This is a genomic window from Pontibacter sp. HSC-14F20, from assembly GCF_019599265.1.
Classification (GTDB): Bacteria; Bacteroidota; Bacteroidia; order Cytophagales; family Hymenobacteraceae; genus Pontibacter.
On the sequence record NZ_JAHZTC010000003.1, the window covers coordinates 176,848 to 201,556 of the forward strand.

The 24,709-nt window shown below is 50.5% G+C and carries 20 protein-coding genes; 11 read left to right on the plus strand and 9 right to left on the minus strand.

The genetic code is table 11. The features are described 5' to 3' along the window. Nucleotides 1-140 precede the first annotated feature (140 nt). Together K3G39_RS04675 and K3G39_RS04680 are read left to right on the plus strand one after the other, a co-directional pair. A complete protein-coding gene (locus K3G39_RS04675; protein ID WP_220625012.1) occupies nt 141-1,142 on the plus strand; it encodes an SWFGD domain-containing protein in 1,002 nt (333 codons plus the stop codon). 192 nt (nt 1,143-1,334) lie between these two features. Then, entirely contained in the window at nt 1,335-1,958 is a 624-nt protein-coding gene (locus tag K3G39_RS04680; protein ID WP_220625013.1) for a porin family protein, read from the plus strand. Between the two features lie 442 nt (nt 1,959-2,400). Here K3G39_RS04680 and K3G39_RS04685 read toward each other — a convergent pair whose 3' ends face one another. The 4 genes from K3G39_RS04685 to K3G39_RS04700 form a co-directional block, all read right to left on the minus strand. Continuing rightward, nucleotides 2,401-3,027, minus strand: coding sequence for a carbonic anhydrase (locus K3G39_RS04685; protein ID WP_220625014.1), 627 nt, complete (start codon nt 3,025-3,027; stop codon nt 2,401-2,403). Nucleotides 3,028-3,041: 14 nt separating this feature from the next. Next, entirely contained in the window at nt 3,042-4,613 is a 1,572-nt protein-coding gene (locus tag K3G39_RS04690; protein WP_220625015.1) for a SulP family inorganic anion transporter, read from the minus strand. 150 nt (nt 4,614-4,763) lie between these two features. Next, nucleotides 4,764-6,161 (minus strand): ATP-binding protein, encoded by a 1,398-nt coding sequence (locus K3G39_RS04695; protein ID WP_220625016.1) that lies wholly within the window; start codon nt 6,159-6,161, stop codon nt 4,764-4,766. Continuing rightward, nucleotides 6,158-6,838, minus strand: coding sequence for a response regulator transcription factor (locus tag K3G39_RS04700; protein WP_220625017.1), 681 nt, complete (start codon nt 6,836-6,838; stop codon nt 6,158-6,160). Before K3G39_RS04700 ends, K3G39_RS04695 begins: the two co-directional genes overlap by 4 nt. Before the next feature lie 117 nt (nt 6,839-6,955). On the opposite strand from K3G39_RS04700, the gene K3G39_RS04705 reads away from it, so the two are divergent. After that, nucleotides 6,956-7,882 (plus strand): cation diffusion facilitator family transporter, encoded by a 927-nt coding sequence (locus K3G39_RS04705; protein WP_220625018.1) that lies wholly within the window; start codon nt 6,956-6,958, stop codon nt 7,880-7,882. On the opposite strand, the gene K3G39_RS04710 is transcribed toward K3G39_RS04705, so the two are convergent. The 4 genes from K3G39_RS04710 to hpf form a co-directional block, all read right to left on the minus strand. Beyond that, nucleotides 7,869-8,228, minus strand: coding sequence for a DUF1801 domain-containing protein (locus K3G39_RS04710; protein ID WP_220625019.1), 360 nt, complete (start codon nt 8,226-8,228; stop codon nt 7,869-7,871). The genes K3G39_RS04705 and K3G39_RS04710 overlap by 14 nt on opposite strands. A gap of 186 nt (nt 8,229-8,414) precedes the next feature. Then, the gene (locus K3G39_RS04715) at nt 8,415-9,068 is read right to left on the minus strand and encodes a DsbA family protein (RefSeq protein WP_255593977.1); all 654 of its coding nucleotides are present in this window, start codon (nt 9,066-9,068) and stop codon (nt 8,415-8,417) included. Nucleotides 9,069-9,105: 37 nt separating this feature from the next. Beyond that, on the minus strand, nt 9,106-9,888 hold the full coding sequence (locus K3G39_RS04720) for an SDR family NAD(P)-dependent oxidoreductase (protein ID WP_220625020.1): 783 nt from the start codon (nt 9,886-9,888) through the stop codon (nt 9,106-9,108). 105 nt (nt 9,889-9,993) lie between these two features. Next, complete coding sequence (gene hpf, locus K3G39_RS04725) at nt 9,994-10,299, minus strand: ribosome hibernation-promoting factor, HPF/YfiA family (RefSeq protein ID WP_220625021.1); 306 nt, start codon at nt 10,297-10,299, stop codon at nt 9,994-9,996. Between the two features lie 170 nt (nt 10,300-10,469). Here hpf and K3G39_RS04730 point away from each other — a divergent pair, with 170 nt between their 5' ends. The 3 genes from K3G39_RS04730 (at nt 10,470) to K3G39_RS04740 (ending at nt 14,857) form a co-directional block, all read left to right on the plus strand. After that, nucleotides 10,470-11,189 carry a hypothetical protein gene (locus tag K3G39_RS04730; protein WP_220625022.1) on the plus strand — a complete coding sequence of 240 codons (720 nt, stop codon included), beginning with the start codon at nt 10,470-10,472 and terminating at the stop codon, nt 11,187-11,189. A gap of 63 nt (nt 11,190-11,252) precedes the next feature. Continuing rightward, nucleotides 11,253-11,666 (plus strand): OsmC family protein, encoded by a 414-nt coding sequence (locus K3G39_RS04735; protein WP_220625023.1) that lies wholly within the window; start codon nt 11,253-11,255, stop codon nt 11,664-11,666. Between the two features lie 695 nt (nt 11,667-12,361). Beyond that, complete coding sequence (locus K3G39_RS04740) at nt 12,362-14,857, plus strand: TonB-dependent receptor domain-containing protein (protein ID WP_220625024.1); 2,496 nt, start codon at nt 12,362-12,364, stop codon at nt 14,855-14,857. Between the two features lie 53 nt (nt 14,858-14,910). On the opposite strand, the gene K3G39_RS04745 is transcribed toward K3G39_RS04740, so the two are convergent. Further along, a complete protein-coding gene (locus K3G39_RS04745) occupies nt 14,911-15,312 on the minus strand; it encodes a hypothetical protein (protein ID WP_220625025.1) in 402 nt (133 codons plus the stop codon). 67 nt (nt 15,313-15,379) lie between these two features. On the opposite strand from K3G39_RS04745, the gene K3G39_RS04750 reads away from it, so the two are divergent. The 5 genes from K3G39_RS04750 (at nt 15,380) to K3G39_RS04770 (ending at nt 24,626) form a co-directional block, all read left to right on the plus strand. Further along, nucleotides 15,380-17,824 carry a bifunctional aminotransferase class I/II-fold pyridoxal phosphate-dependent enzyme/GNAT family N-acetyltransferase gene (locus tag K3G39_RS04750; protein ID WP_220625026.1) on the plus strand — a complete coding sequence of 815 codons (2,445 nt, stop codon included), beginning with the start codon at nt 15,380-15,382 and terminating at the stop codon, nt 17,822-17,824. A 36-nt stretch (nt 17,825-17,860) separates the two neighbouring features. Then, a complete protein-coding gene (locus tag K3G39_RS04755; protein ID WP_220625027.1) occupies nt 17,861-19,546 on the plus strand; it encodes a response regulator in 1,686 nt (561 codons plus the stop codon). 77 nt (nt 19,547-19,623) lie between these two features. Further along, on the plus strand, nt 19,624-19,815 hold the full coding sequence (locus tag K3G39_RS04760) for a CsbD family protein (RefSeq protein ID WP_220625028.1): 192 nt from the start codon (nt 19,624-19,626) through the stop codon (nt 19,813-19,815). A gap of 177 nt (nt 19,816-19,992) precedes the next feature. After that, nucleotides 19,993-23,217, plus strand: coding sequence for a SusC/RagA family TonB-linked outer membrane protein (locus K3G39_RS04765; protein WP_220625029.1), 3,225 nt, complete (start codon nt 19,993-19,995; stop codon nt 23,215-23,217). Nucleotides 23,218-23,228: 11 nt separating this feature from the next. After that, nucleotides 23,229-24,626, plus strand: coding sequence for a SusD/RagB family nutrient-binding outer membrane lipoprotein (locus K3G39_RS04770; protein ID WP_220625030.1), 1,398 nt, complete (start codon nt 23,229-23,231; stop codon nt 24,624-24,626). Nucleotides 24,627-24,709: the final 83 nt, after the last annotated feature.

Consider the following 24,709-nt stretch of genomic DNA (forward strand, 5'->3'; position numbering starts at 1 on the left):
TGCTGTTCTGGAACGCCTCTCCCGCTATCGGTTACTTAAATAACTTATGAGCCTTGTAGCCGTAGAAATTACCGGCGCACCTGTTTATAGGAGGGCCTTTGATTTGTACTTTTTTCAAACCTAAAAATTTAAGTAAAGCTATGAGAAGCTATGAAAATTCGGGCTCAAACCCATACAATGACAACTTTAGGACGGAGAGCAGAGGCTCCGCAAGAAATTATTATTCAGGAGATTATGATCCAACCAGCCGACTGAGAGGCTCGTACGGCAGTTCATCTTCGGGTTCTTCCCGCTCAGGTGATTTCGGTAGCGGCCGCGACACCTATTCTTCTTCAGGCTACGGCGGCACATCAACTTACGGTCGTTCAGCAGGAAGCTCAAACTACGGTTCCGGTTCCTCAGGTTCCTCTAATTATGGATCAGGTTCTAACCGCCGCTATGGCAGCAGCGACTGGGATTCTTCTAACCGCTATGGCGATCGCGACGCCTGGGATCGTGGTTCGGACGAGGTAAAATCCTGGTTCGGCGACGATGATGCAGAGCGCAGAAGAAGAATGGACGACATGCGCGACCGTGGCAGCGACAGCTACCGCTCAAACCGTGGTTACAGCGGCTCATCCAATTACAGCGGCTCTAATTATGGCGCTGGTTCCGGTTATAGCTCTGGCTCCGGTTCATCTAACTATGGCTCAGGCTCAGGTTCGTCGAACTATGGCTCATCCGGCAACTACGGAACAGGGGCATCTAATTACGGCTCATCCTCTAGATACGGAACCGGATCTAGCAATTATGGTTCAGGCTCCTCTAATTACGGGTCAGGCACAACCGGTTATGGCTCAGGTTATGGTAGCGGCAGCAGCTATGGATCATCTAATTATAGAAGCAACCGTAGCTCCAGCGATTGGGATCGTGATACAGACAGAGACAACGACAGAGGTTTCTTTGACCGTGCCGGTGACGAAGTAAGATCATGGTTCGGCGATGAAGAGGCAGAACGCAGAAGAAGAATGGACGACATGCGCGACAGGGATCACGACAGCGACTACAACAGCCGCTACAGAACACATACCAGCTACGGCAACACCTATAGTGGCCCTCCGTACTCTTATGGTTCCTCTTCCCGCAGAGACTATGAATGGTAATAACCGGGTGGGCGGCTTATAAGCCGATTACCTGATTTAAACCTTTATACAATAAAAAAAGCCCGATCTGCTTAGATCGGGCTTTTTGCATGAGAAAAATAGCACAATTTATATATATCCTCTATTGACCTGTTATCCCCTTCTCTGTAATTTCACCCCGATTAAACCAACCCTTAAAAACAGGTATTTCCTATGAAAAGACTCTTATTGGTTCTGTGCTGCGTAGCACTTATGTCAGCCACTGGCTTTGCCCAGCAACTCGGCTTTAAAGGTGGCGCAACCTACACCACGTTTAGCGGCGCTGACACCGACAATTACAAGTATCGGGTAGGGTACACGGGCGGTATATTTCTGCAAAAGCACATCAACAACATGATGGGGCTGCAACTGGAAGCCCTGTATACTTCCAAAGGTGCCCGCCGGGAAATTTACTCAGGCAGCAACCTGCAGACCGCTGAGGTGTTCAAGCTCAACTACATCGATATACCTGTGCTGTTCCATGTATCGGCCAGCGGCGTATTCTTTGATCTGGGGCCGCAGGTATCCTTTATCTACAACGCCAGCCATGTGCATGAGGCACACTCCAGCAATGGCGACAAGATTGTGACCACCAAGCACAACATTTCAGACAACCCTTATACCATCGACTTTGCTTACGTAGGTTCTGTAGGTTACCGTGCCACAAACGGCCTTGGCCTTGAAGTGCGCTATACCGGCGGCCTGAAGAAGATAGATGACGAAGGTGCATTTGTTAATCGGGAACGCCGCAATTCTGGTTTCAGCCTGATGCTAAGCTACCTACTCGGCGGACGATAACAGTCACCGTACTTTATATTTGAAAGCCCTTCGATCACGGAGGGCTTTTTTTATTACTCCAGTAATTTGGCTACAGGTATAGCCAAGCACAAGCATTTGCCGACCTATACCTATACCTATACCTATACCTATACCTATACCTATACCTATACCTATACCTAGTCTTCCCGGCTTAAACTGACTCGTCATAGACTTATCTCATAAGAAGACAATAGTCTCAAAAATCAGGATGTTCTGTTTAGTATCAGAGCACCCCTCCCTTATACCTGAGTAAAATCGCGGTGGTAAGCTCTGCACTGACAGAACACATTCAGATTAACATAAAAAACGAAATAAAAAAAGCCTTAAAAAAATAAAACCCTCGCAAATGCGAGGGTTTTGTCCGATCAAGATCAATCGGTAGGTATAGGTAGTAGTTGTCTCTTTGTTATTCTCAGGAATCTTACAGCAGGCCGTAAATGTGCTCGTAGCGCTTCATGCAGTTCTGCTGCTCCATTACATTCAGGTCCCTCAGAAGGCCTTCGTTCAAATCATATACCAGGCCATAAAGCTTAGGTGGATCGTCCGTTTGCATGGCGTTCTGTATGATCGAGGTCTTAGACAGGTTCAACACCTGCTCTGTAATATTCAGCTCCACCAGGCGACGATGGCGCTCGGTCTCATCCTCGATGCTCATCAGTTCCTGCTCATGCAGGCGTATCACATCCTTAATATTGCGTAGCCAGTTATCCATCAGGCCAAACTGCTTGTTGCTGGCCGCCGCCGCTACACCGCCACAACCATAGTGGCCGCATACGATGATGTCTTTTACTTTCAGTACCTCTACGGCGTACTGCAGCACCGAAAGCAGGTTCATGTCGGTATGCACCACCATATTGGCAATGTTGCGGTGCACAAAGATCTCGCCTGGGCCTGTACCAGTTACTTCATTTATTGGAATGCGGCTGTCCGAGCACCCTATGTACAGGTAACGTGGTTTCTGACCATTGGCCAACTTGTTGAAGTAGTCTTTGTCTTCGACGAGCTTTCGCTCTACCCACTTCTTATTATTCTCAAATATCTTCTCCATGATTTTATTTATTTCTAGTGCATATCCAGCACTTTTACTTCTTCTATGTTCAAAACTTCTACAAATATACCGCGTTCGTGGGCCGTATTCTTAAACTCCTGTATGGCCTCCAGTACATCGTAATCTATAAATTCAGAGTTAGCCCCATCGACGATCACATGGCTATTGTCCGGTAGTTTTTCAAGTGTCAGCACAATGCTGGCCTTGTTCAGGAACGACACGTGCTCACTCAGTTTAATACGAATCGTTTCTTTATCCCGGTGATCTTCTTTATGGAAGAAGTAAGGTGATTTGTAGTTCGCTTTCAGGATGTAGAAGATGCCGACAGCCAGACCGATTAGGATACCCACCAACAGGTCAGTGAACAAAATGGCCACAATTGTTACCACAAACGGGATAAACTGCTCATGCCCCAATTTAAGCTGCCCTTTGAAAAGCGTTGGCTTTGTCAGCTTATAACCTACCATCAGCAGCACGGCTGCCAGCGCAGAAAGTGGCACCTGGTTCAGGAAACCAGCCAGGAACAGTACAGCCAGCAGCAGAAATACACCATGTATAAAGGCTGACATTTTCGTTTTACCGCCAGCTGCTATATTAGCCGAGCTTCGCACGATTACAGCCGTCATTGGTATACCACCCAGCATACCTGCAATGATGTTACCTACGCCCTGCGCTTTCAATTCGCGGTTGTTTGGCGTACGGCGCTTATGTGGGTCAAGCTTATCGACAGCCTCCACGCTCAGCAGGGATTCCAGACTGGCAATAATAGCGATCGTGAAGGCCACCACATAAAGTGATGGATTTGTCAGTTGATCAAAAGCCGGGAAGCGGAGCTCATTCTGGAGCGCTCCTATACTAGAGATCTCCGGCAGATTTACCAAGTGTGTGCCTGCTATGGCCAGTTCAGGAAAGTAGTTGATAAAGAGGTAGTTTATACCTACAGAACCAACCACTACGATCAGCGCACCCGGTACCAGTTTAAACAGCTTAATGCGCTTCATAAACGGCTGCTCCCACATAATCAGCACGGCCATGGAGAGTATACCTATAATCAAGGCGCCCAACTGTATGGCACTGAAAGCATGTAGGATTTCAGAAAAAGTGTTCCGCCCATCCGCCTGAAAGAAATTCATCTCACCGAAGAAATCATCATCGGCTCCCATGAAATGCGGGATTTGCTTCAGAATCAGGATGAGACCAATAGCAGCGAGCATTCCTTTGATAACTGAAGAAGGGAAATAAAGACCGATAACACCGGCTTTGAGAAAGCCCAGCGCTACCTGCAGCACACCTGCCAGCACAACAGCCAGCAAAAAGGCCTCATACGACTGCAGGGTTTCAATACCATTTAGTACAATTACTGTTAAACCAGCTGCCGGACCGCTTACACTCAGGTGCGAGCCGCTCAGCCAGGAAACAACCAGCCCACCGATCACACCGGTTACAATTCCGGCAAAAAGCGGGGCGCCTGAGGCAAGCGAAATACCTAAACAAAGAGGAAGGGCAACAAGGAAAACAACGAGGCCAGCCGGAATATCCTTACCGAGGCTAGCCATGTAGTCTGGCTTTAAGGAAGTATTTTTCATATGTTAATTTTGTAAGAGAAGGCTTCCCAACTCACATCCCTGCACTGACCAAAAGGCCAGTAGCAGGAACATAAGTCAGAATACTCACCTTATGTTCACAAATGTACGGGGGAGGTATTAAGGGAAAATTAAAACCACATTAAAAACGAATTAAAATGTGTTTTTTGCTGAAATTAGTCCGATTGCCTGGGGTAAACGCAATGTTACAACCGTTCCTTTGTCCACGCGGGAATCAATGGATATAGAGCCTTTATGCAGTTTTATGATGCTCTCTGTCAGGGGCAAACCGATGCCGTGCCCCGTGATGTTGCGCACATTGTTCGCCCTGAAAAATGGCACAAACACATGCCGCAGATCATGTGGAGCAATGCCCACACCCTTATCAGTTACCTGTAGCACCACCTCGCGCCGGTCAGCCGAAAGCCGCACCGTACTGTACTCTCCTTTGGGCGAGAACTTGGCTGCATTTTCCAATACATTCACAATAGCGATCAGCAGCAGGGCATCGTTGCCTTTCACGATCAGGCGGTCTTCGTCATCGGGCAGGTTGTCGAAATCAATATCATACAGCGCGCCCGGATGCCTTTTCAGTGCCTGCTCATGTGCCATCCACAACAACTCATCGAAGCGCAGATGCGAGAGCTTGATTTTAGAGGTGTCCACACTGGCCTGGGCAATCTGCAGCAAGCCATTTGACAGCTCTGCCAGTAGTCGGGCGTCTTCCAGGGTAGAGGCCAGCACCCGCTGATACTCATCTTTCTCGCGGGGTTTCATCAGGGCCACTTCCAATTCGCCTATCATGGCAGTGAGCGGAGTGCGCAGCTCGTGAGAAGCATTCGATACAAAGGTGCTCTGCATCTCAAAAGCCATCTCCAGGCGGTCCAGCATTTTGTTGAAAGTCTGGGCCAGGTGCGACAGTTCGTCTTTGCCGCCAGTGTTACTCAGGCGCAGGTGCAGGTCCGAGGCACTGATCTTCTCTACCTCACTCACCACTTTAGTAATGGGGCGCAAAGCTTCCCGTGCAAAAGCCCAGCCAGCCAGCAGCACCACAACCATCGAGCCCAGAAAACCAACGATCAGGATAATTTTGAGATGCTGAAGTTTGCGTAAGCTGTAGGCATCCACAGAAGAAGTGAATACGATAAATTCGCCTTCATTGTCTTCGTAAAGCATTGCCACCACCTGGCGCTCATCCTGTTCGTACTGCACCTTCCCTTCCCGCTTCACGCGTTCGAGTACCTCAGGAGCCACCTCCAGCTCCCCTTCTCCGTCCGAAAAAAATAGGCTGCCGTCGTGCCGGTAGATGCTCACCTTCTCAAAAGGAAGCACTTGGTAGTAGCGGATCTGGTTGCTGCGGCGTGCTCTATCGCTTACCTCGTCTGCCTCCAGTACATGGGCTGCCGTGTCATACGCCCGCCCCTCAATGCGCTTGTAAAAATCGTCCTGCCGGTAAATGGAGGTAAAGTAGTAGATCACCAGCGAAAAAAGGATCACGATCAGGGCGAATATACCTGCAAACTGCAGGGTCAGTTTGTTGCGGATGGTCATGCTTCGTCCTCCTTGAGCACATAGCCCATACCTACCAGGGTATGGATCAGCTTACCAGGGAAGCCTTTGTCTATTTTCTTGCGCAGAAAATTGATGTACACATCGATTACGTTGCTGCCGGTATCAAAAGAGGTCTCCCACACGCTCTCCGTAATATCGACGCGGGACACCACACGCCCTCTGTTGCGCAGTAAATAATGCAGCAGGGCAAATTCTCTGGCTGTCAGGTTGATGGGCTTTCCGCCACGGGTTACGGTTTTACTGCCCAGGTCCATTTCAAGGTCTGCAATCGAGAGCTTTTCCCCTCCCGCGTTGTCGCCTGAGCGACGAGCGAGGGCCCGGAGGCGGGCCAGCAGTTCCTTGAATTCAAAAGGCTTGGTCAGGTAATCGTCAGCTCCGGCATCCAGTCCAGTAATCTTGTCTTCTGTAGAGCCCAGCGCGGTGAGCATCAGGATAGGGAGCTGTTTTTTTTTCTTACGGATGGCCTGGCAGACTTCTAGCCCGCTCATATGCGGCAGGATAATATCCAGTATGATCAGGTCGTATTCGTTTTGCAGGGCCATCTTCAGGCCAAAGTTACCGTCATACGCCTGGTCCACCTCATACGACTGTTCTTCCAGGCCCTTTTTGATAAAGGAAGCTACTTTGGGTTCGTCTTCTACCAGCAGTATTCTCATATTCCTGTCACTATTTATGTGTTTGGCCGGACAAGTTACAATTAAAGCAGTTCTGCGCCGTCCGGTGGCTTGCAGTTGCGCCAATATCTGTATATTTTAGATGAAGATAAGTAGTTTATGGCACACGATCATCATCACGAAGGCCACGGCCATCACCATCACCACGGAGGAAACAACATCAAGGTGGCTTTTTTCCTGAACCTTGGCTTCACCGTAATCGAGATATTTGGCGGACTTTGGATCAACAGTATGGCTATCCTTTCGGATGCGCTGCACGACCTTGGCGACTCCCTGTCGCTGGGCCTGGCCTGGTACTTTGAACGACTCTCGCGCAAGGGCAGCGATCAGCAGTTCTCTTACGGGTATAAACGTTTTTCGCTGCTCGGGGCCGTCATCAACTCGGTGGTGCTATTGCTTGGTTCAGGTATAGTGCTTTGGGTTTCGGTCCCGCGTCTGATGAATCCGGAGCCTGTGCATGCCCCAGGCATGATTGGCTTCGCCATATTGGGTGTGCTGGTAAACGGAGTGGCAGCCCTGCGCCTTAACAAGGGCGAGTCGCTGAACGAACGGGTGGCCATGCTGCACCTGATGGAGGACGTGCTGGGTTGGGCGGCCGTGCTCGTGGGCGGTATCCTACTCTATTTCTTCGACTGGCCTATCATTGACCCGCTGCTTTCGGTACTCATCACGGGTTATATTCTCTACAATGTAGTGCGCAACCTGCGCAAAGGCCTTCAAATTCTACTGCAGGGCACTCCCGCCAATATTAGTTTACAGGAAGTGCGCCGCCGCCTGGAGCTACTCCCCGAGGTACGCTCCGTACACGACCTGCACCTGTGGACTTTGGATGGACTCAGCCATGTGCTGACCATGCACGCCGTTGTAGAAGATAACCTGGATCTGGAAGAGGCACATGAAGTGAAACAGCGCATACGCGATACCATGCAGGATGCGCACATAGATCACGTAACGGTAGAGCTGGAAATGCCGGGACAGGAATGTAGTCAGGAGCACTGCACGCCGGAGCTGCCTAATTCTGGTTAAGCAACACGGCCTGGCGAACCAGATCGCTGAAATATTCTTCGTCTATGTCCTCGAGCGTGCGCAGTTTGATATGCGGCAGTTGGCCATTGCGGCTCACCAGGCGCTTATTTGTATCGTTAAGCTCTTTTCCGCGGAAGAAACCGAAATGCAATCCGCTACGGGAAGAGGAGAAGTAACATACTGGTCCGTAAAAGAAATAGCAGGGATTTTCCCAGCGCACGCACTCCTCCAGGTGGGCTGCTGTCTGGTTGATGATCTGGCGTACTGCTTGCGCTAACAGCTGTTTCTCAGGTGATAATTTGTCGATATACTCATCGACCTGGTTGGTAGATATCTTGCTTCTCATACAGGGTATGTATTGGCCTTAGCGGCCAGAGCCGTTAATTTACAGCTAAACATACATATCTTTTAATATTTATGCAAAAAATCTGACGATGTGGTTACTTCGATTAGAGGACTATTATACCTGTCCGAAGGTATAGGCAGGCAAATAAGTCTATCGTTTACAACCACTTATACCTTGGCATGAAGTTTATACCATTTCGAGGTGCCGCAGCAACCTTTCTTCGAGCTCGTCGAGCTGGCAAAAGCCGCTGCTAAGTAGTTCCGGTCCGAGGCCACCCTCCATGTATACGCTGGGCAGGCTCGTCACCCCCAGCATCTCCGCAAACTCAAATTCTTTCTCTGTCGCGTCGATAATTTCATCAGCCTCAAACAAGGTATAGAACAGATTTTCCTGTATGCCAAAAGGGCGCACGACATGGGCCAGTACCTGCGGGTCTGCCAGGTTAAGGCCGTCGGCGTAAAAAGCGGAGTGCAGCGCCCGGAGTATTTCGAGCGTGAGGGCTGGTCTTAGCCGGCGGACCACATGCAGGGTGCGGCAGGCAGGTTCGGTATCATACACAAAATCTTCTTTCAGGAAAAGGTTATAGTTAAAAGGCAGGCTGGTGCGCTCCTGTACCCGGTGCCAGCTCACGGCCAGTCGTTCCTTCTGCTCCCGCGAAATGGGTTCCCGTGCAAAAGGATGAAGCCCTCCGGCTATGACTTCGACAGTCAGACGCCCGTGCCACAAGGCGCGCAACCGACGGATGACGTGCGTGAATCCGTAGCACCAGGCACACATTGGGTCGGTTACATACAGCAATACCGGGTTATAAGGACTGTTGACCATAAGCGTAATAGACATTTCCTTAAATATTGTACCCCAATGCGGTTGCTTAGGTTCAGGTATAGATCATCTTTACCGTCATGCCCCCGTCTATCACCAAGTGCTGCCCCGTAATGAAACCGGCCCTTCCAGAGCAAAGGAAAAGTGCTGCTTCGGCGATGTCCTGCGGCTCCCCTACCCGGCCGGCCGGGTGCTGTTCCTTGTCTTCGCGGGTATGCTGGGGTTCGTAGCGTTCCTTTTCTTTTTGCCAGGCTCCTGTCTCAACCCAGCCCGGCGCAATGGCATTGACCCGGATGCGGTCTGGTGCTAGGCTAACGGCCAGCGAATGGGTAAGCGCTTCGAGTCCGCCTTTGGAGGCCGAGTAAGCAAAAGTGTCCGGCTCAGACATAAAAGCCCGTGTGCTCGTGATGTTGAGGATAGCAGGATGTTCCGCCTGGCGCAGCAGCGCCAGGGCATATTTAGCACAGAGTACCGGGCCACGCAGGTTCACAGCCAGTATCCGGTCAAACTCCGACATTTGCATTTCGTCCAGGTTACCTGCAAACGGATCGGCTATACCTGCGTTGTTTACCAACACATCCAGACGGCCATGCTCTTCTTTTACTTTTTCCATCAAGGCAATTACTTCGTGCTCCACACTAACGTCGCAAGGTATAAAAGCAGCCTTGTGTTGCTGACTCTGCAAGCGCTGCAGGGCTTCACGTCCTGCTTCCTTGTCCGCATCCGCAACTACGACCTGTGCGCCGGCCTGCCCGAAAGCCTGCGCCATACCTAAGCCTATACCTTGCGCGCCGCCGGTAATCAACACTATTTTGTCTTTGTAATCGCCTCTAGCCATACTTCGATTGATGATGTTATACCTGCCTATACCTCACAGCAAACCCGCTGCCGGACGGTGCTATACCTGATCCTGCAGCGGGTCTGATTTGTGGTGCCTGTCGGCTTATCTTTTCTCGAGCTGGCGCTTGAGTTTTTCTTCTACGTTTTTCAGCAATTCATACCAGTTGTCGCCATCGTCTTCGGCAAACGCGTCGTTGCCGGGTATACCTACGCGCATGCTCAGTTTCTTGGCATCTGTGGCGTGGTTAGCTTCTTCTTTAAAGTACACGTCCACGGAGTCGATCTTTTTGGCGTGGCGCTTTAGTTTGGTGATGGTGTTGCGGATGTGCTGCTGCACGTCGTCTGAGATCGAAATGTCTACAGCCTGCACATCAATCTTTATTCCTTCAAAATTCTCTGTATAGTTCATGCTCTGTCTTAAATGTATTTTCTGTGTGTTAGAAGCCGTTTAAGCGGAATCCCAATGCTGAAATTAAACGGAGCACAGGTATTAAAGTTTACGCAGGCAAACACTCTCTGAGAAGCAACATAGCAGCAGTCCGGCTCGTTTTTATGCATATTCACCCACTGTTTAACGTTATGCAAAACTTACCAATTAACTGGCTGACAGAAGGATTGCTTGACTTTGAGTATAAGAAGTACCGGCTGCTGGCTTACCTGCAGACTGTGCGGTCTGAGTTTGGGCAGCAGCGCCTCTACCCTGTTTTCTCTGACCTGATCATGCACTACCGCCACCTGCAGCAGGTACGGGAGCACAAGAAACTGGTGTACGAGTCTTTCCCGCAGCAAATAACCCGCGCCGACTTTGAGAAGCTGGAGCTGGTATATGAAAAGATCGTGAAAGATGACGAAACCATGGCCCAGATTGAGGAGGTGATTCAGTACGCTGCACCGCTTTTTACCGAGGCCGTAAGCGAAGGCAGAGAACTGTATGATTTCATCGAGCGTCACCTGGAGATCAATCCGGTGGGCATCACGCCGATGTACTTTAATGAGGGCTACCTGTTTCTGGACGCTTTCCCGGGCAAGGAAACACAGGTATACGTGTACCGCATCACCGTTTTTGAGAACACCTATGAAAAGTACCGCGGCATAAACACACAACTACTCCGCACTGTACGACGTGGCCTTTCACTGACACACGAAAACCTGAAGGTACAACTGGTCAAAGAAAACCAGGAACTCCCGAACCCAGCTACCTTTGTAGTAGTCGCCAAGGTGCCCTGCCCGCTGGACAATGCCTTGCTACCCATTGCCAAACGATCGCTGGTGAAGTATGTGAGTCAGCTGGCTGCCTGAGTCGGACTTGGTGCAAAGGGTATAAATTTATACCTTCGGCCATCAGAAAACGAAAAGACCAGCATGGAAATCAACCTCACCCGCGTAGACCAGGACTATCATTTTGAAGCCAGAGGCGCGGCCAACGTCGCCATTAACATAGATGCCAACCCCGAAATCGGGGGCCACAACCAGGGTGCCCGCCCGATGGAACTGATGCTGATGGGCGTGGGCGGCTGCAGTGCTATTGATATTATCAGCATCCTCAAAAAGCAGCGCCAGCCGATCGAAAGCTTCGACATCAACGTGAAAGCCGAGCGTCAGAAGGTGCAGGAATTCAACCTGTTCAGCACCATCCACATTCACTTCAAGCTAGGTGGTCAACTAGATGAGTACAAGGTGAGCCGCGCGATTGAACTTTCACTGGAGAAATACTGCTCTGTCGCTGCGATTCTGTATAAAACTGCCACGATCACGCATTCTTTTGAGATTGTGTAGTTAGTCGCTGCGCAATATGTGTTACCCCACACTAGCCTTCCCCTAAAAACAGGGGAAGGCTAGTGTGGGGTATATCAGTTCCCCTCTGTCATCCTGAAAGAATCTTAGTTGAAGGGAGGTTAACCAGTTGCTATAACACCCCCCTGTCCCTCCCGAGAGAGGAATCTCCGCCATCGCCATTTCAGAGGTATAAGTATTATAGCAAAAACCCCTGGCAGGTATAGCAAGTGTAACTTGACACTTAACCTATAAAACCAACTACACAGGCCAAGTGCACCCTTACGACTACCCACTGATTGAGCGTTCAGCGAGTGGGGGTAGGGGCCCTCGATTATTGTGGCAAGACAAAAAGTGAGTGCCCGCCCGGCCAGGGCAAACTATGAAACAAGTTAGTATGCTATACCTGCAAACGTAAGCTACTCCAGCTACAAACTTGCTCCATGCACATCTACAAGTTGCGCTTTGCTATACCTGCAACAACAGTAGCTAGACCTACAAACCCCCTTTCCCTCCACCAACCTCCCCTATTTCCCGACGAAAGGCTAATAGGCTATATTAGGCTATTCATATAGAAATGCAGCGCCTTGGTATATTCTGTTTTTCGGACTCAAAAACTAGCTTTTCCTTTGTTGAAGCATTAATTACAGGAGACCGGAGATATGAATAAAGCACATTTACGCCAACTAGAAAAAACAATGAAAAAGAGCCTGCTGCTCGCCCTGCTGGGGCTAAGCACTGTACCGGCTCTCGCGCAGGCACCGCAGGCTGCTCCACAACAAGCCGCTGCAGGTATGGCCGCACCGCGTGGCAATGCCACTATCGCAGGCATCGTGCAGGATGCTGACACTAAAAAGCCGGTAGAGTTCGCTACTGTTGCCCTGATCAGCCTGGCGACGGGTAAACCGATCGATGGTGCGATGGCAGATGACAAAGGCCGTTTTACGATCAGCAAGGTAGGCGTTGGTAAGTATAGACTGCAGGTGAGCTTCCTGGGTTATCAGCAGAAGCTGGTTGAGGATGTGACTGTTTCGTCTGACAATGCCAGCGTAAATGTGGGTACCGTTACTATTGCTTCTGACGCCAAAAAGCTGAGCGAAGTAGTGATCACAGGTGAGAAACCACTGGTGGAAGAAAAAATCGATCGCACGGTGTATAATGCTGAGAAGGATATCACAAACTCAGGTGGTAACGCAGCGGACGTATTGCAGAAAGTACCTTCGCTGGCGCTGGATAGCGACGGCAACGTACAGCTCCGCGGCAGCGCTAATGTGCGCGTGCTCATCAACAATAAGCCGTCTGCGATCATGGCGGGTAGTGTGGCTGATGCCCTTAAGCAAATACCAGCCGACCAGATCAAGTCTGTGGAAGTAATAACCAGCCCTTCGGCCAAATACGACGCGGAAGGTACAGCCGGTATCATCAACATCATTACTAAAAAAGACGGTGGTCTGCAGGGAGTAACTGGTTCGGTGGCAGCCACAGCAGGTACGCGCGGCAGCAACGCCAACGCCAGCCTCAACATTCGTCGCGGTAAACTGGGCATTAACGGTACCTTTGGTGGCAACATGTTCTACAACCATGGCAACATGAGCAACACCCTGTTCGCCGGAAACACCACCAGCTTCCAGTATGGCAAAACCCGCATCAATGGTAAGTTCATGAACGCGCTGATCGGCTTTGACTACGACCTCACACCGAAGAATAACATCTCGGGCAGCATCCGCAGCAACGGTGGTACTTTCCGGATGGAAAACGACCAGGAGGTGAGCAGCCGCGAGGACAATATGCTGATCCAGGACTTCCGCAACGAAATCCGCAACCGCAACCAGCGCATTGGCACCGACTATAACCTCGACTACACTCGCACGTTCAGCAAGCCGGGTCAGGAACTTGCGCTCCTGTCGCTCTACTCAGTTACTAACACGGATAACGATATTCGCCAGGACTACCTGAACGAAAGTGAAGACCCATACCTGTTGAAGCGCAACCTGAACGAAGGTGCTAACAAAGAACTGACTTTCCAGGCCGACTATACCCATCCGTTTGCCAATAAGACCATGCTGGAATTGGGTGCCAAGTCTATTTTCCGTGATGTGGAAAGTGACGCACTGTACCGCGACATTCTCAGCTCCGGAGACGAAACCCGCCGTACTGACGCTTTCTTCTACGAGCAGGATGTGTATGCTACTTACATGACGTATGGCTTTATGCTCAAGAAGAAACTGAACGTGAAAATGGGCGGTCGCTACGAGTTCACCGACATCAACGCTGACCTGCAGGGAGACAACGACTACAGCCTAGATTACGACAACTTTATACCTAGCGTGGCTGTGTCTTACAACCTGAAACAGAAGCATACCTTCCGTGCCAACTTCACGCAGCGTATACAGCGTCCTTCCCTGTTCTACCTGAACCCTTACGTACAAGAGCAGACCTCCAACACCCGTGTGCAAGGTAATCCGAACCTCGATGCCGAACTTACTGACCTGTTCGAACTGGGCTACAGCACCTTCTTCAAGACCACCTCGCTCAGCGTGACCGGTTATATGCGCCAGACAGATAATGCGATCGAAACGGTAGCAACCATCGATAGGGAGACAGACGCCAATGGCTTGCCTGTGGACGTGACAACCCTTACCTTCGATAACATCGCTAATAACAAAACCTACGGCGTGAGCTTGTTCGGAAGCACCAAACCAACCAACAACTGGACCATCGGCGGTAGCTCTAACTTCTATTATGTAGACCTGAATGGTAAGTATGTCAGCAATAGCGGTTGGATGTACAACATCAACGCCAATTCATCTTATACCTTCGGCAAAGGTATATCAGCCCAGTTTAACGGTGGTTTCAACTCCCGCCGCATCCAGCTGCTGGGTGAATTTGCCGCCTTCTCGTACCATACTATTGCCATCAAAAAAGAACTGTTCGACAAGAAAGGTGGTATAAGCCTGGGCCTGGACAACCCGTTCAGAGAGAGCATGCGCATGCGTAACGATGTGCGCGTGGAGGAATCGCCCACCAACCCGAGAGCCTATACCCAGCAGATCCGCATCAACAACTTTAACCGTGGTGTGCGCGTGAGCTTCAACTACAATTTCGGTAAGATGGAGCAGCAGCGTCCGCCTAAGCGTAAGAAAAGCATCCGTAACGATGACGCCAAACAGGGCGACAGCAATGGCATGAACTAAAAACCTATAACCCTTAACCAGCAAAAAGCCCTCCGAACAGGAGGGCTTTTTGTTTATCCCTTATATTGTGAGAGCCATTGAACGGCTTCTTCTTTGTTCGTGAACATGCGGGTGGGGTTTTTTGGCTTGTTCACATGTATATAAATATTGGCCGCCATTTTCACCATTGGTGAGCTCACCAAAATTGCACTGGCTGCAACACCCGCATTACCTTCGTTGGCCAAATAGTCGCGTGCCTCTTTCGTAGAATTTTTTACACGCGTAATGTCAAACAAACTGGGGTAAACCTGCTCGCCAATGTAGTTTAGTCGGTCCTGGACGCACTCACGGGCATTATCAAGATTTAGCTCTCTTATCTCGTTATAAATACAATACAAAATCCCTCCCTTCAAATAAAGTTCGAGGCAATTTGTTTTAATTGGACTCTTGTCGTATTCTTTTCCGAAATTTGTCATTCAAATTTGAATTGGATCTACTGTTTGCGTGTTCAACCATATCGACATAGCGAACCCGGTAAAACACATGGCAAAGATAAGACATAATAACATCATTGATACAGTAGATTCTGTACTTTCTGTTTCTAAAAAGAAAGGAATTATTCACCTGCATGCTGAGGACCAAACACTTAGTGGTCAGCACTTAACACTGCATGGCAAGCAGGTACTGCACTTCGGCACCTGTGGCTATCTCGGGCTGGAGCACCACCCCAAGGTGAAGCGTGGGGCCATCGATGCGATTGAGCGTTACGGTACACAATTTCCGATGTCGCGCACCTACATCTCCAATCCACTTTACAGCGAACTGGAGACGCTGATCAGGCAAATGTATGATGCACCGGTCGTTATCTCTAAAAATTGTACACTTGCGCACCTCACTGTTATACCTAGTATCATCCGTCAGTCAGACCTTGTTATACTCGATCACCAGGTTCATGCCAGCGTGCAGGAAGCGGTTAAAAAACTGCTGAGTCAGGGCGTGACCGTGGAGATGGTGCGCCACAACAACCTCGAGATGCTCGAAGACCGCATTAAAAAGCAGCGCGGCAAGTTTGAGCGCATCTGGTACATGGCCGACAGCGTGTACTCTATGTACGGCGACTTCGCTCCCATTAAAGAACTCATCGCTTTGGCCGAAAAATACGAGCAGCTATACCTGTACGTGGACGACGCCCATGGCGCAAGTTGGGCCGGAAAAAACGGCACAGGCTATGCCATGAGCCAAATGCCGGAAGGCCTGTACCGTAAAATGATCCTGACTGCTAATATGGGCAAGGCCTTCGGAGCCTGCGGCGGTTTGTCGCTTTTCCCGAATGAGGAGTGGTATAACAGGGTCAACAACTTCGGTGGACCGCTTACTTTTTCGGTACAGATAGAGCCTGCTACGCTTGGAGCCGCCATTGCGTCTGCCAAAATCCACTTGAGTGACGAAATTTATACCTACCAGCAGGAACTGCAACGCAAAATCGCCTATTTCAACTCCCTGCTTAAGCAAACGGATCTGCCGCTGGTGCATGAAAGCGAAAGCCCTATCTTCTACATCGGTACCGGCACGATGGAAATGGGCAACCACCTGGTGCAGGCCCTGCTGCAGGACGGCGTTTATGTGAACCTGGCTACTTTTCCGGCGGTGCCTGCCAAGAACATTGGGGTGCGCATCACCATTTCGCTCACTAATTCTGATGAAGACATAGAGGAGCTGGTGCGCAAGCTGCAGCATCATTTCCACTTGGCGTTGAACGTCACGAACCAGACCCAGGAAAACATCCGGAAAGCCTTTAAAATGCCAGTGCTGGCTCAGCCTGTCATACCACCGGCCACTGTAAAAGCATCTACTAATGATGTCAGTCTACAACGCTATACCTCTGTCACCGAGCTCGATGCTACCTTGTGGAACAAATACCTGGGCCACCGGGCGATGTTCGATTGGGAAGGTATGCGCTTTCTGGAAGATTCGTTCAGCAACAACCCGGAAAAGGAAAATAACTGGGCATTCCGCTACTATACCGTGCAAGGACCGCAGGGAGAAGTTGTGCTGATGACTTTTGCGGCTATCGCTTTGCTAAAAGAAGACATGTTTTCGCAGGCGTCTATCTCCAAAGCGCTCGAGCGCGAACGGGAGGCCAACCCCTACTACCTCACCACCACCGGCATCGTGCTGGGCAGTTTGTTCACCGAGGGCAACCACCTATACCTGGACCGCAGCAGCCCCTACTGGAAAGAGGCACTGAAAGCACTGTTGACCGAACTGAACAAGGAACAGGAAACAAACCAAGCCAGCAGCATCCTGCTGCGCGACCTTGACGACCTAGACCCGGAAATGGACGAGTTTATGGTGGAGCAGGACTTTGTGAAAATGCACTTGCCGGAATCTTGCGTGGTCGAAAACCTGAACTGGTCAGACGAGGAAGGTTTCAGAAAAACGCTCTCCAAAAAAGGACGAGAGAACTTTGTGCAGAAGATCAAGCGTAACGAGCACTTCTACGAAGTGGTTATTAAAGATCAGTTCGACGACGAAGAATTGAAATACGCCATGGATTTGTTCCGCAATGTGAAGGATAACAATTTCGCCATCAATAATTTCCTGTTTCCGGAGAAGATGTTTCACCTGCTCAACGAGAGTAGGTCCTGGGAGTTTATCGTACTCTATATTAAAGAAGAGTACTCCATCAGCCATAAGCCCGTATCAGTAGCATTCTGCCATAAAAATGCTGCAAATGTGTACAGTTTTATGCTGATCGGGATGGATTATGAGTATCTGATGACTTATGGCGTATACAGGCAAACGCTTTACCAGGTGATAAAGCGCGCCAATGCCCTGCAATGCTCACAGCTGAACATGGGTATATCGGCCACTATCGAAAAAAAGAAAGTCGGCGCAACACCATACCCAAAAGTCGGTTATTATCAGAGCAAGGACAATTTTGCGCTGGAAATGATGGGCGCCACATTTGCCATTGAAAAAGAGTAGTATCACACTGCTACACGCGGTGAAAAAATAAAGCGAGTGAAAGTACTTAAAGAAAAAATAGAGGAGATCATCACACTTATCACGGAGGTTGCCAACGGAAATTTCGACTACCAGATCGAAACTTCCGAAACAGGTGACGAGATGGATGCTGTGATTGCAGGCATCAACATGCTGGGGCAGGAGCTTAAGAGCTCCACCGTGTCCAGGGATTTTATGCAGAGCATTTACCAGGGTGTGGTAGATATGATGTTTATTCTTAATCCGGATTTTACCATCAGATCCACCAATGGGTCGGTGGGAGAAGCACTGGGGTATAAGGAGGAAGAGCTGCAAGGCAAGCATTTGTCTGTTCTGCTACCCAAAGAACAGATCCCCTCTCTTGTCTCGCTGATGGAGCAGTGTCGCTCGCAGGACAAGTGCCTGAACAAGGAACTGATCTTTAGGGCGAAGCAAAATCAGGAAGTTCCTGTTGCCTGTTCTTTCTCGCACATCCGTAATAGCCACAAAAAGGTGGAGGGTGTACTGATCGTAGCCAAAGACATCACCGAAATAAAGCAAACCGAGAAAGCGCTGCGCAAGGCAAAACGGAAGGCAGAGGAGGCAAACGAAGCCAAAAGCAACTTTCTTTCCAGCATGAGTCACGAAATCCGGACGCCGCTCAACGGAATTATGGGTTTTACAGACCTGTTGTCGGGCACCGACCTCAACGACACCCAAAAGCAGTATATCAACCTGATCAAATCGTCGGGTGTCACGCTCACCAAACTCCTCAATGACATACTCGACCTGCACCGGGTGGAGCAGAATAAAATATACCTGGAAGCCATTCCGTTTGAATTGCGCGAAGGGTTAGAAGCCAATCTGAGCCCCTACCAGCACCTGGCCGAAAGTAAGGGACTGCGGTTTGCCTGCACTTTTGATCCTTCTGTGCCGCAATGGGCCATCGGCGACCCTACCCGCATCAACCAAGTAGTAGTCAATTTGGTGAGCAATGCCATCAAGTTTACAGAAGAAGGTAGCATCGATGTCTTATTCAAAGCTGAGCAACTACCCGAAGATGAGCTGCTGCTTTACTGCTCTGTGCGCGATACGGGCATTGGTATACCTGCCGACAAGCAAGCCATGGTGTTTGAGTCCTTTACCCAGTCCGACCAGTCTACCTCGCGCAAATACGGTGGCTCCGGGCTTGGGTTGGCCATCAGTAAGAAACTTGCTAAATTGCTTGAAGGTGACCTGCAGGTTATCAGTCCGCTGCCCGGTCAGCAGAAAGGCTCGTTGTTCTGGTTCACGATCCGTATGAAGCGTATGCAGACCAGTCAGCCCGAGCAGCAAGCGGTAGCTGACGATGGCAACTATAGAGTGCCTGAGGGCAAGCACCTGCTGGTGGTGGATGACAATGAGATCAACGTTATGCTGCTCGAAACAGTGCTGGAGAATTTTGGTGCGCAGGTAACCACCGCCTCCAGCGGACAAGAAGCGATTGACTTGGTGCAAGCGAAACATTTTGATCTGATCTTTATGGATGTGCAGATGCCCGGAATCAGTGGCCTGGAAGCTGCCCGCATCCTGCGCCAGGAAAAATACACCACGCCGATCATTGCCTTCTCGGCAAGCGCCTACAGCAGTGACATCGAAAACAGCCTGGCTTCCGGTATGAACGACTACCTCTGCAAACCCTTTGAGCAACACGACCTGATAGGGCTGCTTCGGAAGTGGGTATAAGTGCAATTCCGAACCACTGACCCGTTTCGTTCGTACACCCAGGTATAAGATTTATTTAATTTTAAACTTTGAATACGATGAACGAAACTGAATATAGAACCAGAGGAAACTGGAATGAAATGAAAGGCAAGATCAAACAAAGCTACGGCGACCTGACCGACGACGACCTGACCTACAACGAAGGCAAGGAAGACGAGTGGCTCGGCAAACTGCAGCAGAAAACCGGCAAAGCAAAGGGCGACCTCAAAAGATGGATCGACTCGCTGTAAGCTGACAGCCTTTTAACAAGTATAAACACCCCGCTCAGACTACGGTCTGCTGCGGGGTGTTTTTTTATAACTGCACAAATACGCACCATGTTATAACAATATTGCTTTTATATTAATTAAATATATCCTATATTCAACAAAACTAACCTAATCACCTTTAAACACACTTGTTGAATTATGGGAAAAAAACTACTATCCATCATTTTGCCGCTTTTGGTGCTCTGGTCCGCCAGCGCCATTGCCCAGGACAGGGCAATAAGCGGTAAAGTGACAGAAGCCTCGACGGGCAGCGGCCTGCCCGGGGTGAGTGTAGCTGTCAAAGGCACCACGATCGGCATCGCCACCGATGCCGAGGGCAATTACCAAATTAGAGTACCTGAGGCCAACGCTACGCTTGTTTTCCGCTTTCTGGGCTACATCACACAGGAAGTAGCAGTGGGCAACCAAAGTACTATCAGTGTCAGTTTGCAAACCGACAGCCGCCAGCTCGATGAAGTGGTTGTGACGGCACTGGGCATTGAGCGTAGTGAGCGTTCACTGGGTTATGCCACGCAGCAAGTGCAGGGCGAAAACCTGACTTTAACCAAAGAGCAGAACGTGCTTGGCTCCCTGTCCGGTAAAGTAGCTGGCGTGCAGGTAACAGGCTCTTCCGGCGCCAGCATGGGCGGCACCCAAAAAATTAAGATCCGGGGCGTAAACTCCCTCAATGGTGGCGACCAGCCCCTGATTGTGGTGGATGGCACCCCGATCTCCAACGCCAACTTTGCCGGCGCCGACCAAGCCGACTACGGTAACCTGGCGCAAGACATCAACCCGGAAGATATCGAGTCGATCAACGTGCTGAAAGGCCCTGCTGCCTCTGCCCTTTATGGTATACGCGGTCAGTATGGTGTGATTATGATCACGACCAAGAAAGGCCAGAAAGGACCGAAAAAAGTAGGTGTACAGATTAACTCCGCTTTTTCAGTAGAAAAAGCTGTGAACTTTATGCCGCTACAGAACATGTATGGTGGTGGTTCCAGCCAGACCTGGCGCACTCTGCCAAACGGCGACAAATACGTGGACTTGTCTGTAGATGAAAGCTGGGGACCTAAGATGGACGGCACGCCCGTTCGTCAGGTATACAGCTTCTACCCACAGGATCCGGAGTACGGCCAGCTGACGCCTTTTGTACCGCATCCTGATAACATACAGGACTACTACGAGACAGGCTATAACCTGAACAATGGTGTGACTATCACAGGTGGTAACGAGAACAGTACTTTCCGCCTGAGCGTGAACGATACCCGCGTAGAGGGTGTAGAACCAAACACCTTCCTCAACCGAAACAACGTGGGACTGAGCGGCAGCCTGGACCTTTCTAAAAAGATGACGGTGTCTACCAACATCAACTACGCCCGCAACAATGCCCAGCGTCCTTCTCAGGGCTCGGAGTACGGCGCTCGCTACATGGTGCAGTGGTTCCAGCGTAACGTGGATATGAAGCGTATGAAGAACTACGTGTACCCGGACGGTACTTTCCTGAACTGGAACCTGAGCAGACCAAGCACAGCTACTGGTGAGGTTACGAACTTTAAAGCACTGTACTGGAACAACCCTTACTTCGAGGCATACGAGAACATCAGCAACGATAACCGCGAGCGTGTGTTCGGCGACGTAGGCCTGACCTACCAGATCCTACCTTCGCTGAAAGTGAGCGGTTTTGTGCGCAACGACAGCTATACCCAGAACATCGAGACCCGCCAGGCTTTTGGTGGCAGAAGAGTACCGGCTTTCACAACAGGTAAGTACCAGGGTCGCGATACCAACTACGAGTTGCTGGCACAATACAACAAAGAGTTTGGCGACTTCTCACTCAACGTAAATGCCGGCGGCAACATTTTCGACACCCGCTATACCTACCTTTCTATGGCATCGGTGGGCGGACTCGCTACACCGGGCTTCTACCACATCGACGGCTCCATTGACCGTCCGAGCACGAACCAGTATCTGCGTCGCAAGCAAATCCGCAGTATGTTCGGTATGGCATCTGTAGGATATAAAGACACGTACTTCATCGACGCCTCCCTGCGTAACGACGTTTCTTCTGCCCTGCCGCCGGACAACAATTCGTACTGGTATCCATCTGTGTCTGGTAGTGTGGTATTCAGTGAGCTGATCGACTGGTCGCCGCTTTCGTTCGGTAAGATCCGCGCCAGCTACGCGCAGGCAGGCTCTGACCTTGGTCCTTACGAAACCTCTCCGTTCTATACCGTGGGCACTGTGTATGCAGGAGCAACCAGCGTGAACACCCTGTCGGTGCCGGACAACCTGAACAACCCGTTTGTAAAGCCATCATTCGCACATTCGTATGAGGCTGGTTTGGACGTACGCTTCCTTAATGGCCGTTTAGGTTTGGACCTGACGCTCTATCAGCAGAAAAACAGAAACCAGATCCTGCGCCTGCCGGTATCCGGTACAAGCGGGTATAGCTCCACAACTATTAACGCCGGTCTGATTGAAAACAAAGGTATAGAGGTGGCCTTATCCGGTACGCCGGTTCAGTCGAGCAACTTTACCTGGAACACCGTTTTCAATGCAGGTCGCAACCGTAACATGGTAGTTGAGCTTCACCCGGAAATTGACGTGCTGACGCATTACTCGACCACTTACTCCTCTGTTACATCCTATCTCAACTCCTACGAAGGCCAGCCTTATGGTAGCCTTGTAGGCCAGGCTTACCAGCGTGACCCTGCTACCGGCCAAAAGCTGATCGGTTCCAACGGCATGCCGCTCTATACCGATGCTACCCACAACTTCGGTACAGTGCAGCCTGATGCGACAGGTGGCTGGCAGAACATTTTTAAGATCTGGAAGTTTGACCTCTCTGCTATGATCGACTACCAGTTTGGCGGTCAGTTCTTCAGCCGTTCTAAAATGTTGGCAGTGCGTACCGGTCAGGACCCGATCACGGTGGCTACCAACGACCGTGGCGCTAACGTGCGTGACGCGCTTGAAGCAGGTGGCGGTGTAAAAGTAGAAGGTATCTATGCACCGGGCACGACCGTGGGTGGTGTGGATGTGAGCGGTCAGCCGGCCTCTAACTACGTGAACGCACAGTCATACTACAACACTATAGTGGGACGCCGCGTGTACGAAGAGTGGCTCTACGACGCTTCTTACATCAAGCTGCGCGAACTGCGCCTGGGCTATACCCTCGACAAGTCTATGCTGGGCCGCCTGCCTTTCCAGACAGTGAGTGTTGCCTTGATCTCCCGTAACGTAGCGCAACTGTGGCAGAAAGCTCCGAAGGGCATTGACCCATCCGAGATTTCAACTGGTTCTCAGTCCATCAGCTGGTACGAGTCAGGTATGACCAATTCAGTTCGCTCTTACGGCATTAACCTAAACATTACTTTATAAGGAAGATGAGAATGAAGAAAATATATGCAGTTCTTTTGTCGTGCTTTTTGCTGGCGAGCTGCGATAAGTTTGACGAGGATATTAATATTAACCCGAATCAGCCGAGCACTTCCTCGGGTACGCAGCTGATCGCCAATGCGGCGCTTTCGCTGTCGAGCCTGAGTGCCACGCCTTCGGCCCAGTTTCATGCTCAGTATTTGTCCGAGACACAGTACCCGGGCGCATCCCTCTACCCGGATGGCGGTACCAGCTTCTACTGGATTTATCAGGGGCCACTCATAAACCTGGAAACAGTGCTGACGACTGCTAATCTGAGCGCGACCGAAGGACCGGTAAATAACCAGATGGCAGTGGCCAAGATTCTGAAGGCTTACTATTTCTGGCACATGACGGATCGCTGGGGTGATGTACCTTACAGTGAGGCCCTGCAAGGCGCCGAAAACTTCACGCCGAAGTACGACACCCAGGAGTCGATCTACACCAGCCTGTTCACCTTGCTTGACCAGGCCAATAGCGAGATCACGACCGGTAATATTTCCAACGACATCGTGTACAACGGGGATATTAACAAGTGGAAGCGCCTTGGTAATACCATCCGTATGCTGATGGCCCTGCGCTTGTCGGAAGTTGACCCAGCCAAAGGTGCCGCTGAGTTCAACAAGGCCCTGGAGGCCGGTATCATGACCTCAAATGCAGACAACCTGGTGTTCCGTCACCTGGCCGATGCCAACAACCAGAGTTACTGGTACGGACAGGTATCGAACCAGAACCGGGAGTGGTGGGCATTGACCGAAACGCTTGTCAACGAGCTGAAGCCAGTAGATGACCCAAGATTGGAGGTATACGGTGCTCCGGCCCGTACTTCTGGCGAATACAGAGGTCTGCCTTTTGGCACAGTGGAAGGTCTGCCAAACGTAACCAACTACTCGCTGATGGGACCTGCCATCTGGAAACAGGATGCACAAATACAGCTGGTAACCTACGCGCAGGCTCTTTTTGCAAAAGCAGAGGCCGCCAAGCGTGGCTGGATAGCCGGTGGCGATGCAGAAGCTGAAATTAATTACAATAAAGCTATCGAGCAGTCGCTTGTGCAGTGGACGGGCAGCGCAGCTGGTACTTCAGATTTGTTGAGCCAGGAAGGTGTTGCTTACGACCCGGCCAACGCCATCGAGCAGATCGCGACACAGCGTTGGGTGCACCTGTTCATGCACGGCTACGAGGCCTGGGCTGAGTGGCGCCGCACCGGCTACCCTGCCAACCTGGTAGAGCCTGACGGTAAAGCGGTCCCTCTCCGCAACAGCTACCCGGCAACAGAATCCTTTAACAACGCCGCCAGCTACAACGAGGCAGTTCAGCGCCAGTTCGGCGGACAGGACAACCTGTATGGCCGCGTGTGGTGGGATAAGTAAGATTTTGTTTAGTTAAGTGTTTAAAAAACGTCGCCTCCTTTCGGAGGGCGGCGTTTTTTATTTTGGGGATGTAACTCAATTGA